The 13,559-nt window shown below is 61.0% G+C and carries 16 protein-coding genes and 1 riboswitch; of the genes, 12 read left to right on the top strand and 4 right to left on the bottom strand.

Annotated elements, in window-relative coordinates; translation table 11 throughout:
* The first annotated feature begins 86 nt into the window (after positions 1-86).
* From rfbG to GT019_RS01445, 7 genes are all read left to right on the top strand, one after another.
* On the top strand, positions 87-1,205 hold the full coding sequence (rfbG, locus tag GT019_RS01475) for a CDP-glucose 4,6-dehydratase (protein WP_161740466.1): 1,119 nt from the start codon (positions 87-89) through the stop codon (positions 1,203-1,205).
* A gap of 512 nt (positions 1,206-1,717) precedes the next feature.
* Positions 1,718-1,828: riboswitch (TPP riboswitch) on the top strand.
* Between the two features lie 238 nt (positions 1,829-2,066).
* Positions 2,067-3,167 (top strand): ABC transporter substrate-binding protein, encoded by a 1,101-nt coding sequence (locus tag GT019_RS01470; protein ID WP_328803890.1) that lies wholly within the window; start codon positions 2,067-2,069, stop codon positions 3,165-3,167.
* A gap of 6 nt (positions 3,168-3,173) precedes the next feature.
* Complete coding sequence (locus GT019_RS01465; RefSeq protein WP_161740462.1) at positions 3,174-3,476, top strand: thiamine-binding protein; 303 nt, start codon at positions 3,174-3,176, stop codon at positions 3,474-3,476.
* A complete protein-coding gene (locus GT019_RS01460) occupies positions 3,466-4,242 on the top strand; it encodes an ABC transporter permease (protein WP_161740459.1) in 777 nt (258 codons plus the stop codon). The genes GT019_RS01465 and GT019_RS01460 overlap by 11 nt, the downstream gene beginning before the upstream one ends.
* Positions 4,239-5,012, top strand: a complete 774-nt coding sequence (locus GT019_RS01455) for an ABC transporter ATP-binding protein (protein WP_161740457.1) — start codon at positions 4,239-4,241, stop codon at positions 5,010-5,012. Before GT019_RS01460 ends, GT019_RS01455 begins: the two co-directional genes overlap by 4 nt.
* A 24-nt stretch (positions 5,013-5,036) precedes the next feature.
* Positions 5,037-5,855, top strand: coding sequence for a TatD family hydrolase (locus tag GT019_RS01450; protein WP_161740455.1), 819 nt, complete (start codon positions 5,037-5,039; stop codon positions 5,853-5,855).
* A gap of 258 nt (positions 5,856-6,113) precedes the next feature.
* The gene (locus tag GT019_RS01445) at positions 6,114-6,551 is read left to right on the top strand and encodes a Fur family transcriptional regulator (protein ID WP_161740453.1); all 438 of its coding nucleotides are present in this window, start codon (positions 6,114-6,116) and stop codon (positions 6,549-6,551) included.
* Positions 6,552-6,709: 158 nt separating this feature from the next.
* Here GT019_RS01445 and GT019_RS01440 read toward each other — a convergent pair whose 3' ends face one another.
* Both GT019_RS01440 and GT019_RS01435 read right to left on the bottom strand, forming a co-directional pair.
* Complete coding sequence (locus GT019_RS01440; RefSeq protein ID WP_161740451.1) at positions 6,710-7,141, bottom strand: MBL fold metallo-hydrolase; 432 nt, start codon at positions 7,139-7,141, stop codon at positions 6,710-6,712.
* Between the two features lie 97 nt (positions 7,142-7,238).
* Positions 7,239-8,636 (bottom strand): hypothetical protein, encoded by a 1,398-nt coding sequence (locus tag GT019_RS01435; RefSeq protein ID WP_161740449.1) that lies wholly within the window; start codon positions 8,634-8,636, stop codon positions 7,239-7,241.
* Between the two features lie 250 nt (positions 8,637-8,886).
* Here GT019_RS01435 and GT019_RS01430 point away from each other — a divergent pair, with 250 nt between their 5' ends.
* Positions 8,887-9,657: a glycoside hydrolase family 73 protein gene (locus GT019_RS01430; protein ID WP_161741463.1), complete on the top strand. Its 771-nt coding sequence runs from the start codon at positions 8,887-8,889 to the stop codon at positions 9,655-9,657.
* Positions 9,658-9,876: 219 nt separating this feature from the next.
* On the opposite strand, the gene GT019_RS01425 is transcribed toward GT019_RS01430, so the two are convergent.
* Both GT019_RS01425 and GT019_RS01420 read right to left on the bottom strand, forming a co-directional pair.
* Positions 9,877-10,041 carry a hypothetical protein gene (locus tag GT019_RS01425; protein WP_161740447.1) on the bottom strand — a complete coding sequence of 55 codons (165 nt, stop codon included), beginning with the start codon at positions 10,039-10,041 and terminating at the stop codon, positions 9,877-9,879.
* 51 nt (positions 10,042-10,092) lie between these two features.
* Positions 10,093-10,560: a hypothetical protein gene (locus GT019_RS01420; protein WP_161740445.1), complete on the bottom strand. Its 468-nt coding sequence runs from the start codon at positions 10,558-10,560 to the stop codon at positions 10,093-10,095.
* A gap of 374 nt (positions 10,561-10,934) precedes the next feature.
* Between GT019_RS01420 and GT019_RS01415 the strand changes: the two genes are divergently transcribed.
* The 4 genes from GT019_RS01415 (at position 10,935) to GT019_RS01400 (ending at position 13,543) form a co-directional block, all read left to right on the top strand.
* A complete protein-coding gene (locus GT019_RS01415) occupies positions 10,935-11,129 on the top strand; it encodes a hypothetical protein (RefSeq protein ID WP_161740443.1) in 195 nt (64 codons plus the stop codon).
* A 414-nt stretch (positions 11,130-11,543) separates the two neighbouring features.
* A complete protein-coding gene (locus GT019_RS01410) occupies positions 11,544-12,500 on the top strand; it encodes a D-2-hydroxyacid dehydrogenase (RefSeq protein ID WP_161740441.1) in 957 nt (318 codons plus the stop codon).
* A 4-nt stretch (positions 12,501-12,504) separates the two neighbouring features.
* Positions 12,505-12,864: a CidA/LrgA family protein gene (locus GT019_RS01405; RefSeq protein WP_161740439.1), complete on the top strand. Its 360-nt coding sequence runs from the start codon at positions 12,505-12,507 to the stop codon at positions 12,862-12,864.
* Positions 12,854-13,543 carry an LrgB family protein gene (locus tag GT019_RS01400; protein ID WP_161740437.1) on the top strand — a complete coding sequence of 230 codons (690 nt, stop codon included), beginning with the start codon at positions 12,854-12,856 and terminating at the stop codon, positions 13,541-13,543. The genes GT019_RS01405 and GT019_RS01400 overlap by 11 nt, the downstream gene beginning before the upstream one ends.
* Positions 13,544-13,559 lie beyond the last annotated feature (16 nt).

The following is a 13,559-nucleotide window of genomic DNA, read 5'->3' as shown; positions in this document are numbered from 1 at the left end:
CGGAGGGTGCATAAGCTGAGAGGACGAAGAGCGGCTTTCGGCTCTGAAGCTTCGCATTCGAAGCGGGGAGGATGTTGACGACCGCCATGACGGAAGCATCGTTTTGGTCAGGCAAACGGGTTTTCATTACGGGACAGACCGGCTTCATGGGGAGCTGGCTGACGTTGTGGCTGCAGCGTCTCGGCGCCGCCGTGACGGGATTCAGCGACGATCTGCCGAGCGGTTCGTCCATGTACCGGCTCTGCGGCCTCGAGCCGCATCTGCCATGGATTCGCGGAGACATCCGCGATACGCGCCGGCTGGTCGCTGCCCTGCAGCAGACGAAGCCCGATCTGGTCTTTCATCTGGCGGGCGCCGCCGCGCCGTTGTCGACCGACGAACCGGCGCTCGCGGCGCTGTTCGACGTCGAGGTCGTCGGCATCGCCGCGCTGCTGGACGCGGTACGGTTCGTCAGCCGCGACGTGCCCATTCGCGCCGTCGTCGCGGTGACGTCGGATGATTGTTACGCGCCTCGCGCAGGGGAGGACGGCTTGCGCGAGACCGACCCGCTCGGCGGCGAATCGCCCGCCGCGGCGAGCAAGGCCGGCGCGGAGCTGGCCGCGGCCGCGTTCCGCCGCGCGTTCTTCGCCGGCGCGGCCGGCGGGCCCGCGGTCGCGACCGTGCGCGCGGGCCATCTGCTCGGCGGCGGCGATTTCGCGGCCGGCCGCCTCGCGGCGGACTGCGCGCGCGCCGTCTCGCACGGGCGCGCGGCGCTGCCGCCCGCCGGGCCGGCGGATGCCCGGCCCTGGCTGCACGTGCTCGACGCGCTCGCGGGCTGCCTCGCGCTCGCGCAGCGCTTGTTCCCGCCCGGCGGCGAAGCCTTCGCCGAGGCGTGGAACCTCGGTCCGCGCGCGTCGGAGGCGCGGACCCCGGCCTGGCTGGCCGAGGCGCTGTGCGCCCGCCTCGGCAGCCCTTGGGCCGCGCCGGCGGGCGGCGGGGCCGCCGGCGAGGGCGAGCATGGGCGCCAGCCGTCCGCGGCGACCCTGCTCGATATCGCCAAGGCCGCGGCGCGCCTTGGCTGGCAGCCGCGCCTTGACGCGGAGGCGGCGGTCTCTTGGACCGCCGAGTGGTACGCGGCATGGATGAAAGGGCTGCCCCTGCGCGAAGCAAGCCTGCGGCAGATCGCGCGCTACGAGCGCCTCCTGAACGGCGAAAGCGCGAGCTAGGCAGCGCTAAGCTTCGCAGCTTCCGCTCTTACATTACGCTGCGTTCACTTGCGTGCTACGCTGCCAGAACTCTCGTTCTACGCTGGGTTCACTCGCGTGCTAAGCCAGCTACCAGGCCTATATAACGCTATAACTCTCCCGTCCTACGCTGTGTCCATTCCGTTTTACGCGAGTTTCTGCTTCCGTCCTACGCTGTGTCCATTCCGTTTTACGCGAGGTTCTGCTTCCGTCCTACGCTGTGTCCATTCCGTGTTACGCGAGGTTCTGCTTCCGTCCTACGCTGCGTCCATTCCGTTTTACGCGAGGCTCCGCTTCCGTCCTACGCTGTGTCCATTCCCGTTTTACGTGATGCTCCGCTCCCGTATTACGCCGCACTCACTCCCGTACGACGAAGCTCCCGCTACCACTCCCATCCTCGCCCTCCAGCTCGCGCCCCCCGCCTTGGAGTTTTCCGCATTAAGGGGTGCCATTTTACGGAATGTCTGCTATAATAGGCACGTTGCGACCGAATTGAATACATGACGGGGAGCTGGGAATTGGCCGGCTGAGAGGAGATCCCTAACGATCTCGACCCTTGACCTGATCTGGATAATGCCAGCGTAGGAATTGCGTTCGGCTTTGCGCGCGCCTCTTTGAAAGGCGTTGCCGCATGCCGTTAGCCGCTGATTGAGGCATCCTCCGACCGGAGGATGCCTTTTGTTCGTTTGCGGGAGAACGGCGGTTGGCATGCCGGCGCCGCGGCCGCTGATTCAATCAGGAACGCGGGGGAAACATAAGGGTATCAGGTCACGGTATGGGACGGTTGACGGCTCGCAAACTATCCGCAGCCCGGCAAGGAGCATGCGAGGGGAGAGAACGGAAGTGGGAAGTAGATTAAAGCAGGCGGGGTTGAGATCCGCGCTGTCGGCGCTGCTGATATTGGCGGTGGCATTGGCAGGCTGCGGGGCGAAGAACGATAACGGCAATGCCGCGAATGGAACCGAGAACGGGGCCGCAAACGGAAACGCGACAACGGCGGCAGGCGACAACGGCGGAACGGCTTCCGACGCGGACAAGCTGCAGGAAATCAAGGTCGTGCTGGACTGGACGCCGAACACGAACCATACGGGCCTCTACGTGGCCCGCGATAAAGGCTTTTTCGAGCAGCACGGCCTGAAGGTCGACATCATCCAGCCGGGCGAGGCCGGCGCGGACACGATGATCGCGACGGGCGCCGCCGATTTCGGCGTCAGCTACCAGGAAGGCGTCACCCAGGCGCGCATTCAAGGGGTGCCGCTCGTGTCGATCGCGGCGGTCATCCAGCACAACACGTCCGGCTTCGCTTCGCCGGCCGAGAAGAACATCAACTCGCCGAAAGCGTTCGAAGGCAAGACGTACGGCGGCTGGGGCTCGCCCGCGGAGCCGGCCGTCATCGACTCGCTGATGCAGGAAGACGGCGGCGACGCCAAGAAAGTCAAGATCGTCAACATCGGCGACTCCGACTTCTTCACCGCGACGAAGAAGAACATCGATTTCGCCTGGATCTACTACGGCTGGGACGGGATCGAAGCGGAGCTGCGCGGCGAGAAGATCAACATGGTCTACTTGACCGACTACAGCAAGAAGCTCGACTACTACACGCCGGTGCTGGCAACCAACGAGAAGATGATCGCGGAGCATAAGGATACGGTGGAAGCGTTCATGGCGGCGGCATCCGAAGGCTACCGATTCGCGATCGATCATCCGGACGAAGCGGCGGACGTATTGATCAAAGCCGTGCCGGATCTGAACGCCGACCTCGTCCGCGCCAGCCAGAAATGGCTCAGTCCCCAATACCAAGCGGACGCGCCGCGGTGGGGCGAGCAGAAGCTCGAAGTATGGACCAACTATGCCGGCTGGATGTACGACCATAAGCTGCTCGACAAGCAGCTCGACGCCGAGAAGGCGTTCACCAACGATTTCCTGCCCAAAAAGGAGAACTGATCGACTATGGCCAACGCACTCGTAAGCATTCAAATATTACCGCGCACGCCGAACGGGGAAAGCGTCATTCCGTTCGTCGACCGCGCGATCGAGATCATCAAGGCGGCCGGCGTGCCTTACCGCGTCGCGCCGCTCGAGACGACGATGGAAGGCGATCTCGGCAAGCTGTTCGGGGTCGTGCAGGAGATGAACGACGCGATGGCCGAGATGGGCTGCCCGTCCGTCATCTCGCAGATCAAGGTGTACTACGTGCCGGCAGGCACCGCGTCGATGGACGTGCTGCTGGAGAAATACCCGGATGGGCAGTAAACGCGCCCGCCTGCTGCCGCCGTTGATCGTGACGGCGGCTTTTCTGCTGCTCTGGCAGGCTGCGGTCTGGCTGTTCGGCACCGACGCTTACATCCTGCCGTCGCCGTCCGCCATCGCGAAGCAAGCGTACGATTCCGCGCCGCAGCTGGCGCATCATATGTGGGGCACGCTTCGCATCACGCTGATCGGCTTCGGCGCGGGCGCGCTGCTCGGATTTCTGATCGCCGCGCTGCTCCATGTCATTCCATGGGTGAAGTCGGGCTTCTATCCGCTGCTCGTGCTGAGCCAAAACGTCCCGATCATGGCGATCGGCCCGCTGCTCGTGCTCTGGTTCGGCTTCGGCATGCTGCCGCGCGTCATCTTGATCGCGCTCGTGACGTTCTTTCCCGTGGCGGTCGCCATGATGACGGGGCTGTCGAAGAGCGACGGACGGCTGTTCGAGTATATGCGGATGATCGGCGCGTCGCCAAGTCGGCTGTTCTGGCGGCTGGAGCTGCCGGGCGCGATGCCGCATCTGTTCTCGGGCCTCAAGATCGCGGCTTCGTACAGCGTCATCAGCGCCATCTACGCCGAGGCGATCGGCTCGGACAGCGGGCTCGGCTACTTCATTCTGATCGCGCAGCACGGCTTCGAGACCGTGAAAGTGTTCGCGGCCATCGCGGTCATCGTCCTGCTCAGCCTGGCGTTGTTCGGCGTCATCGCGCTCGCGGAACGGCTGTTCGTCCGCGGAGGGTCTCCACGCGGGAAGGAGGGAAGCCGCTCATGAGCAGCGTGCTGGAAGTTCGACACCTGTCCAAACGCTTCGCCGGTTCGCGCAAGACGCCTGCCAAGGAAGTGCTTGCGGACGTCTCGTTCCAAGTGGGCGAGGGCGAGTTCGTGACGCTCATCGGCCCGTCGGGCAGCGGCAAGACGACGCTGTTCCGCATGATCGGGGGGCTGGAGCTGCCGACGGAGGGCGATATCTCCATTGATGGCGCAAACGCCGTAGGTACTCGCGGCCATATCGCGTACATGCCGCAGCAGGCTTCGCTGATGCCGTGGCTGACGGTGTCCGCGAACATCGAGCTGTCGCTGACAATCGCCGGCATCGGCAAACGCGAGGCGCGCGCGCTGGCGCGCGACTGGCTGGCGCGGGTCGGCTTGGAAGCGACGGCGCACCAGTATCCGGACGTGCTTTCGGGCGGCATGCAGCAGCGGGTATCCTTCCTGCGGGCGCTGCTGTCCCCGCAGAAGCTGATGTGCCTGGACGAGCCGTTCAGCGCCCTCGACGCGCTGACCCGGCAGCACATGCAAGCGTGGCTGCTGTCGCTGTGGGAAAGCAACCGCCGTTCCGTGCTGTTCGTCACGCACAGCATCGAGGAGGCGCTGCTGCTGTCCGACCGGATTCTGGTCCTGTCCGCGGCGCCGGCCTCCATTATCCGGGAGGTCAGGGTTCCGTTCCCGCGCCCGCGTTCCGAGGCGCTGTGGGGCGATGCCGAATTCATCCGCCTCAAGCAGGAGCTGTACGATATGCTGAGGCCCGATCCAACGCTCTAACCCGATTTTCGAGGAGGCATTACGATGAATCGCGACAATAGGCAACGCCGCTGGATCGATGCGCATGTCCATCTGGATTTGTACGAGGAGCCGGAGCGGCTTCCGCTCCTTCGGCAGACCTTTGAGGAAGACGGCATCTCGTCCGTCGTGGCCGTATCGATGCACCTGGCCTCTTGCAAGACGAATTACGAGCTGTCCCGGCGTTTTCCGGGGCTCGTCCATCCGGCGTACGGCTTTCATCCCGAGCAGGAGCCGCCGTCCGAGTCGGAGCTGGAGGCGTTGATCGGTTGGATCGGCGCGCGCGCGTCGGCAGGGGAGGCGTTCGCGATCGGAGAAGTCGGGCTTCCCTATTACACGCGAACGGAAGCCGCCGCGGCAGGCAAGCCTTTCGATGAAGCGCCGTATCTTGCCTTGCTCGAGCGCTTCGTGCGGCTAGCCGCGGAGTTGGATCTGCCGATCGTGCTGCACGCGGTATACGAGGATGCCGACAAGGCTTGCGAGCTGTTGGAACGGCACGGCGCAAGGCGGGCGCATTTTCACTGGTTCAAAGGATCGGAGCGTACGGTCCGGCGCTTGATCGCGAACGGGTATTTCGTTTCCGTCACGCCCGACGTGCTCTACGAGGCGGAAATCCGCGAGCTCGTCCGGCGGTATCCCCTCGAGCTGACGATGACGGAGACCGACGGGCCGTGGCCGTTCGAAGGCCCCTTCGCCGGCTTGCCGACGGTACCGGGCATGGTGCGCGGCGTGGCCGAAGCCATCGCGGAACTCAAAGGGGTCCCGGTTCCGGAAACGGAATCACGGCTGCTGGATAACGCGAGAACGTTCTACGGTCTGCGATAGCGGACGCCGGCATGCGGCCCTTCTCCTTGCGGGAAGGGTCTATTCGGCATGCAAACGGGCAGGGCGGTTCAAAAGAGAAGGAATATTCGACGAAATATGCTAAACTAGATTCATAACGGCTCCGATGACGGCGCTGCATTTGCGGATGATGTCGCTGGGTTGCGCATTTCCGGGCAACATTGAGCGTCTTTGTATACTAGAGCGAGCAAGCGGCGATCGTGCCGCGGCTGACGATAAGCAGAGAAAGGGCGAGGGACGATGGCAGACGCGCATAACCATGATTCCGTGAAGCAGATGATCGGGGTCATGACCGCGAACGGATGGCGGATTACGGAACAACGCCGGGAGATGGCCGTGATTTTCTCGCGGGCGGAAGGGTATTTGTCGCCGAAGGACGTATACGATCAGATGGCGGTCGCCTATCCCGGCGTGAGCTTCGATACGGTCTACAGGAATTTGCGGCTGCTGAGCGAGATGGGGGCGCTCGAACAGTTTTATTTCATGGAGGGCGGCTTGAAGTTTCGGGCCAGCTGCCTGGACCACCACCACCATCACTTGATCTGCATCAACTGCGAGAAAACGTTGACGTTCGAATATTGCCCGATGGAACAGAAGCTGGACCTGCCGGGCAATTTCAAGATCATGAACCACCGGTTCGAAGTGTTCGGCGTATGCGAATCGTGCCAGAAGGAGTAGGTTTTGCCGGTGTGGAGGAAGAGCGTCCCGACCGTTCGCATGCGAATGGAAGGACGCTCTTTTTGATGCCGTTTCAGCGGAGCGGATTCGTAATCTGAAGGCGAAACGAATACCGTTCGCTTTGATTTGCCGGACCGGTCGGGCGAAGCCGGCTGCGCTTATGCCAGCAGCTCGCGGAGCTGCGTCCGGACGTCGCCTCGGAAGCAGCCGCCGTGATAGCAGATGACGGCATCGATTTCCATTGCCTCCAGCTGTTCAAGCGAACGCAATGCCTGCGCGTCGTCGCTGTTCAAAGCGGCGCCGGGGAGCTGCAGCCGTCCGCCCGTCAGGACGAGCGCGTCGCCGGCGATCAACGTTTTGCTGGCGCGATGATAGAGGCTGATATGCCCTGGCGTATGTCCGGGCGTGTCCAGCACGGCGATGCCGGCGATCGGCGTTTCAGCATGCCCGAAACCGATAATTCGGTCGACGGGACCCTTCGGCGGATGCAGCAGCGCGTTCCGGAATGCGCCGCGCCGCTCTTCCGGCCATTCGCTCGGCAGCGCCGCGAGCGCTTTTTCGACGGTAATCGGCGTTAGTTTGACGAGCATCCGATCGCCTTGAATATAGGGCCGCTCGAGTTCGGAGGCCCAGGTGACAGGTCGACGGGAGAGAAGCGGGTATTGCCAGCTGCGGAATACGCTCCGATTACACGATGAACATCGCGAAAACCGTCGTGACGGCGAGGCCGATCAGCACGGGCTTCAAATTGCGGCGCGCCAGCTCGAACGGGCTGACGCCGCAGATCGCGGCGGCCGGGATGAGCGCCCACGGAATGAGGGTGCCGCCGCCGACCCAGATTGCGGCGATTTGGCCCAAGGCCGTGAGGGTCGCGGCTCCGGAGCCGATCGCGGACGCGAACAAGTGGGCAATGGAGCCGGCGAGCGAGATCCCGGAGAAGCCGGAGCCGTCGAGGCCCGTAATGGCGCCCGTGACGGTCAACGTCACGGAAGCGACCGCCTGGTTGAGCGGCACGTGGTTGGCGAGTGCGACGCCCAGATCGTTGACGATGCCTTGCGAGCCCTCCGGCAGCGCGTTGCCGAACAACGTCGTGAAGGCGGAATCGCCCAAGTAGAAGAAGGCGGCGATCGGGATGACCGGCCCGAACACCTTGAAGCCGAATTGGAAACCTTCGATCAGGTATTCGGTCGTTTGCTCGAGGCCTTTATTGCGGTGCGCGAGCATCGTCACGAGCAGCAGGATGAAGATCGCCGTGCCGCCGACCAGCGCGGTCGCGTCGCCGCCTTGCAGATCGAGCGCGAACATGCCGACGACGTCGAGGACGAAGAGCAGGGGAATCAACACGGCAAGCGTTTGCTTCCAACGCGTCGGCAGCGGGATCTTCTCCTCGGCGGCGGATGCCGCGAGCGTCTTGCCCTCGACGAGCCCGTCGCGCCATTTTCCTTTGGCGATATCCCTTCGCATCATCCAGAAGGCGGCAGCGGTCGTAACGACGCCCATGACGATCACGAGCGGGATGCTCGCCTCCATGACGCTGGTCACTGGCAGTCCGGCGGCATCGGCGGTCAGCTTGGGCGCGCCTTGGATGATATAGTCGCCGGAGAGCGCGATGCCATGTCCGAACAGGTTCATCGCCATTGCCGCGCCGAGCGCCGGGAGCCCGACGCGGACCGCGACGGGCAGCAGCACGGCGCCGATGAGCGCGACGCCGGGCGACGGCCAGAAGAACCAGGACGTCACCATCATAATCAGGCCGATGCCCCAGAACGCAAGCGCCGGCGTCCGCATGAAGCGGGTCAGCGGCTCGACCATGATTTCGTTAATGCCCGTTCGAATCAGGATGCGGCTCATCGCCACGATGATGGAAATGATGAAGATCGTGCCGATCAGCTGCTGCGTCGCATAGATGAAGCTGTTGAATATGCCGCTGACCGAGCCGCTCAAGCTGTCGGTCGCGATGAGCCCGAGGGCGAAAATGCCGACGACGCACACGAGCGTCGTATCCCGGCGCTTGATCAACACGCCGAGGATCAGCACGATAAAAGCGAGATAAACCCAATGCAGCGGAACCAGATGTAATTCCACCAGAAATCATCCCTTTCGCAGACGAAGCGAATATGTGGCCCTACAGCATATGCAGCGCCGTATATGGGCGTTCGTCCTTACGATGCAAGCTGGGAGGCATCGGTTTCGCGCGCTTTTCCGTTTACTAGGGATCGGATAGGCGTTCGTCCCTTTCCGGGGCAAGCCGGGCACCGGCGGTTTCGCCGCGCGCGTTTCCGGCATATAGATAGGACAGAGGAGCTTGTTTATTTCGGGGAGGCTGAGGGTGAAGATGGACAAACAATCGTTTTTCGGGCTGATTCGCCCGATCGCCCGGCTGCTCTATGCCGAGGGCTCGCCGATCTTCCCGTCCGTTCGCATGGCGCAGGGCTGGCTCGAAACCGGCGGCAACATTCCGGGGTGGAACAACCTCGGCGGGTATAAAGCGGGCGGCGGCGTTCCGAACGGCTATTGGAAAGGAGCGGTCGTGAGCAAAAGCACGTGGGAAGTGATCGACGGAAAATGGGTAAACGTCATCGCGTCTTTTCGGGCTTACGACAGCATTTACGACTTCTATAAGGATCAGGATCTATTGTTCGCAAGGAGCCGCTATCTCTCCGTCAGGAACGCGGCCAGCCCCTTCGAGCAGGCGCGGATGCTGCAAGCGAGCGGATATGCGACCGATCCGGATTACGCGAATAAACTCATCGCGATCATAAATGCCAACGGGCTGATCGCCGACGACGAGGTTGGAGAGGAGGAGGGGGAGCCCATGACGACGGAGGAGAAAGCGGCATTCGCCGCGCTGCAGGCGGCGGTTGCCAAGCTGAGCTCGGATAACGTTGCGCTGAAAATCGAGCTCGACAGTCGAAACGAAGCCCTGGAATCGCTGCGCGAGCGGGCCGACGCGCTTGAATTGCTTCACCGGTCGGCGGCTATTCCGGTTTGGGCCAAGGAAGCCGTAGCCGCCGCGGCGCAGGCGCATGTCATCGATACGCCGGAAGGCGGAAGCTACGACTTTTACCGGATTTTGGCCGTGCTGCATCGCGCCAAGCTGCTCTGAGCTTTGGTCGGCAAGACTGAATTGGCCAAGGCATCCATGCGGCTTCAGGCGGGGAATCGCGCGCCATAGGCGAAGCTCGATGATGCGCCTGCCGATTTTTTTGGTCTTCGCCTATGCTGATTCCTGAGGCGGCATCGCTCGCTTTCATAATGAGACGAAAAAGCAACCTTCCCGGCGCAAGGCCGGAACGGGTTGCTTTTTGTTTTGAAACACGGTGTTTTATTGTTCGATATATTTATCGATCGTGTTCAGGATTTCGATCAGCTGCGAATGATCGAATACGACTTCGTGTTCGTTTTCTTCCGGCTTGTTGATGATTGCATTGTAGTTGTTCATGTGCTTGAAGACTCTGAAGCCTCTGTAGTTTTCGTAAATCGTACGCATGTTTCCAGCTCCCTTATGTCCTAAGATTATCGCGTGCGCGTGCTTCTAATGCTATGCGAGCTTGCTTATGGGGGCCACGCCTAAGAATTGGGCTGCTTCCCAGTTCAATTCCTGCCGCAGGACGGTCAGGAAAAAGTGATTCAATCCTTCCGAGATAACCAAGACGGGCTTGTCATAGAGCGATGTCCGAGGTAATGAATACAAGCTGCGTATCGCATCGAGGTGATCGATCGCGCCTTCCGCGGTGCAGATGGATAAGCGGATGCGGCCGTATGCCTTGAACTGATGCGTGGAATCCGTTGCTTCCGCGTCGTACCAATCAAGCCTCTCCGCCTGGAGGACGGAAAATACCTTCGACTCGCCGAGTTCGTTCCTGAGCGTGATCCGATCCAGCGGGAGGTTGGAGGCATTCAATTCGTGCGCAGCCTTCTCGATCGCCTGCTTTTTCGTTCTCGTGATTACCAACCGCGATACATGCGCTTCAAACGTCGCCCGAGAATAAGCCTCTCTTTTTTTCATGTGGAAAGTTGAATTCTCCTTTTGACTATAGAGTAATAGAGTTTTGTTGTCGCAATATTAGAATATTATCTCGATCTTGATAAAAAGTACGTCGAAATGCAGGGGCGAGTTAACGTTTCTTTTGTCGAACCGGTTTTAAAGACTGTTATTTTGAATTTTTTCCAAATGCAGTGATGAATTAACTATTGCGTCGGCAGGCTTTCGATTCTTGGGAGCAGTTTTTCGTGAGAGGCGCAAACGCTCGTCCGATTCGCCGGTAACGGGTTGGCAATAACCTCCTGTATAGATCGGCCGGTTTTCGCTTGATAAGAACAAGTGTTCCGGTATATAATGAACGCACCGGACACTATAGCCTTCAGAAGGAGGAGCTTCAGATGCATGCCAAACACGTAGGCACCGTCGTTACGATCGTTTATTCGGACCGGCGGGGCAGCATTACCCAGCGGCGCATTCGCGTCATTGCGATCCAGGACGGTCAGGTCAAGGCTTACGATATGGAGAAGTGGGGGCCACGGATTTTTCGGGCCGACCGTATCCTGGCGTGCTTCCCGGACCGACGAACGGCGTAGGCTGCATTCGTTTATTCGCGATTTATCTTGAAATTTATGGAAATTAATCCCTTATCTGTTTTGAAATTGTTGTTATTGTTTAAATAAAAAAGAACCGCTCGTTTCGGAGCAGCCCTTGCATGATCGACAATGGATATCGATGCCGCGAATCGGCATAAAAAATCCGGGGCCCTTCTTTCGAAGGGCCCCTTTCATGGGAGAGGAGAAACCGGACGAAGAGCTTATGGGGAAACGTAAGTCTTCTCCGCGGTTGTCTACGGCATCTCGCGACGCCGATATCTTCAGAATGCCCATAATGCGCCGTTCTATACGTCGATGCCGATTTTCTTCTGATTTCATTACATCGCGGCTGTCTTGTTGTATGATCTTCTTAAGCGCAAACCAAGCATGGGAGCCGAAAGGAGAAGCATCGAGATGAAAATCGTTGTGTTGGACGGATATACCCTTAATCCGGGCGATCTGGACTGGGAGGCGATCGGCGGATTAGGGGAGCTGACGGTGTACGACCGTACGCCGAAGGAAGAGATCGCGACCCGCGCGGCGGGAGCCGAGATCCTGCTTACGAACAAGACCCCGTTGTCGGCGGAGATTATCGAAGGACTGAACGAGCTCAAATACATAGGCGTTTTGGCAACAGGCTATAACATCGTGGACGTTGAAGCCGCGGCCAAGCGGGGGATCGTCGTGACGAACGTTCCGAACTACGGCAATAATTCCGTTGCCCAGCTGGTCTTCGCTTTTATTCTGCAGCATGCCAGCCGCGTCGATGCGCATAGCGAAGCAGCGCGGGGCGGACGCTGGGCGGCAGGGCCGGATTTCATGTTTGCCTTGTCTCCGCTTCACGAGCTCGTCGGCATGACGCTCGGCATCGTCGGTTTCGGCAGCATCGGGCAGCAAGTCGCGCGCATCGCGCTGGCATTCGGCATGCGGATCATCGTGCATTCCAGATCGGAGAAGAGCGTGCCGGGCTTGGAGCAGGTTACTTTCGTCTCGACGGAGGAGTTGTTTCGGGAAGCGGACGCCGTGACGCTGCATTGTCCGTTGACGGCGGATACGCAAGGTCTGATCAATGCCGCAACGCTGTCCATGATGAAGAAGAGCGCGCTGCTGATCAATACGGCACGCGGCGGCCATGTCGTGGAACAGGATCTGGCGGATGCCTTGAACGCGGGCGTCATCGCCGCAGCGGGCTTGGACGTATTAAGCGCCGAACCGCCTTCTCCCGCCAATCCGCTGCTGACCGCCGCGAATTGCATGATTACGCCGCATATCGGTTGGGCGACGGTCGAGGCAAGGGGGCGCCTGATGGGTATCGCTTCGGGCAACTTGAGCGCCTTCCTGCAAGGCAGGGCCGTCAACCGGGTCAATTGAACCGATGCGCGGATTTTGCATCATCATGGGCTTCGACGGGGCCGGTTATTTACTCCATCAAGCCGTCGGCGTGCCGCTCCCGTCTCACGTGCTGGGCCTTCTTTTGTTGACGGCCGCGTTGTTTCTTCGCATCGTCAAGCTGGAATGGGTAGAGAACAGCGCTTCGTTCTTGACGAAGCATATGATGCTTTTCTTCGTGCCTCTGCTCGCGGGAGCGGCCGCGATTCTCCCCGCGCTCGGCGAATCCTGGTTAGCCGCCGCCGTCGGCCTCACCGTCGGAACGTCGATTATCATGGTGGCGACCGGTCTGGCTACGAAACATCTCGCGTATCGGCGAAGAGAGAAGGCTGCCGATGAAGGATAGCCTCCTTGCCGATCCGCTGCTGGGAACGACGTTGACGCTGGCGGCTTATGCGGTTGCGGTGCTCGTGTACCGAAAGTATTCCTGGCTGCATCCGCTGATCTGCGCGCCGCTCATCGTCTATATCAGCCTACGAATAAGCGGGATTTCGTTCGAAACGTACAATATCGGCGGCGACTTGGTTTCGTTTTTCCTCGGTCCCGCGACGGTCGCGATGGCAGTGCCGCTGTACAAGCATGCGACGCGGCTGAGAACGATGCTTCCGTCGCTGCTGCTGGGCGCATTGACCGGCAGCGCCTTGGGACTGCTCGTGAACGGAGCTTGCGTCATGGTGCTCGGCGGAACCTCCGAGTTCCTGCGCTCGGCGCTGCCGAAGTCCGTTACGGCGGCGGTCGCGGTCGATTTATCCGGCTGGCTTGGCGGATCCCCCGGTTTGACCGCGGCACTGACGGTGCTTACCGGATTGTTCGGCAGCGTGACGGGACCGCCGCTGCTCCGGTTATGCGGAGTCTCGGATCGGATCGCTTCCTCGATCGCGATCGGCGCCGCGGCGCACGGCATCGGATCCGCGCGGTTGATCGCCGAGTCGGAGGAGCAGGGCGGGCTCAGCGGATTTTCGATGGCGGCTTGCGCCGTGTTCACGCCGATCCTGCTGCTTCCGGTGCACGCCTGGCTGCTGTGACGCCATTGGGGAACGG

The sequence above is a fragment of the Paenibacillus glycinis genome, from assembly GCF_009909185.1.
Taxonomy (GTDB): Bacteria; Bacillota; Bacilli; order Paenibacillales; family Paenibacillaceae; genus Paenibacillus_Z; species Paenibacillus_Z glycinis.
The sequence above is the reverse complement of the archived record's forward strand: the minus strand, read 5'-3'. Positions and strand labels throughout refer to the sequence as shown.

Excerpts from the sequence above, each read along its gene's own strand:
- rfbG (WP_161740466.1), top strand. The coding sequence starts at position 87 with ATGACGGAAGCATCGTTTTGGTCAGGCAAACGGGTTTTCATTACGGGA.
- GT019_RS01465 (WP_161740462.1), top strand. The coding sequence starts at position 3,174 with ATGGCCAACGCACTCGTAAGCATTCAAATATTACCGCGCACGCCGAAC.
- GT019_RS01460 (WP_161740459.1), top strand. The coding sequence starts at position 3,466 with ATGGGCAGTAAACGCGCCCGCCTGCTGCCGCCGTTGATCGTGACGGCG.
- GT019_RS01455 (WP_161740457.1), top strand. The coding sequence starts at position 4,239 with ATGAGCAGCGTGCTGGAAGTTCGACACCTGTCCAAACGCTTCGCCGGT.
- GT019_RS01450 (WP_161740455.1), top strand. The coding sequence starts at position 5,037 with ATGAATCGCGACAATAGGCAACGCCGCTGGATCGATGCGCATGTCCAT.
- GT019_RS01445 (WP_161740453.1), top strand. The coding sequence starts at position 6,114 with ATGGCAGACGCGCATAACCATGATTCCGTGAAGCAGATGATCGGGGTC.
- GT019_RS01440 (WP_161740451.1), bottom strand. The coding sequence starts at position 7,141 with ATGCTCGTCAAACTAACGCCGATTACCGTCGAAAAAGCGCTCGCGGCG.
- GT019_RS01430 (WP_161741463.1), top strand. The coding sequence starts at position 8,887 with ATGGACAAACAATCGTTTTTCGGGCTGATTCGCCCGATCGCCCGGCTG.
- GT019_RS01425 (WP_161740447.1), bottom strand. The coding sequence starts at position 10,041 with ATGCGTACGATTTACGAAAACTACAGAGGCTTCAGAGTCTTCAAGCAC.
- GT019_RS01420 (WP_161740445.1), bottom strand. The coding sequence starts at position 10,560 with ATGAAAAAAAGAGAGGCTTATTCTCGGGCGACGTTTGAAGCGCATGTA.
- GT019_RS01415 (WP_161740443.1), top strand. The coding sequence starts at position 10,935 with ATGCATGCCAAACACGTAGGCACCGTCGTTACGATCGTTTATTCGGAC.
- GT019_RS01410 (WP_161740441.1), top strand. The coding sequence starts at position 11,544 with ATGAAAATCGTTGTGTTGGACGGATATACCCTTAATCCGGGCGATCTG.
- GT019_RS01405 (WP_161740439.1), top strand. The coding sequence starts at position 12,505 with ATGCGCGGATTTTGCATCATCATGGGCTTCGACGGGGCCGGTTATTTA.
- GT019_RS01400 (WP_161740437.1), top strand. The coding sequence starts at position 12,854 with ATGAAGGATAGCCTCCTTGCCGATCCGCTGCTGGGAACGACGTTGACG.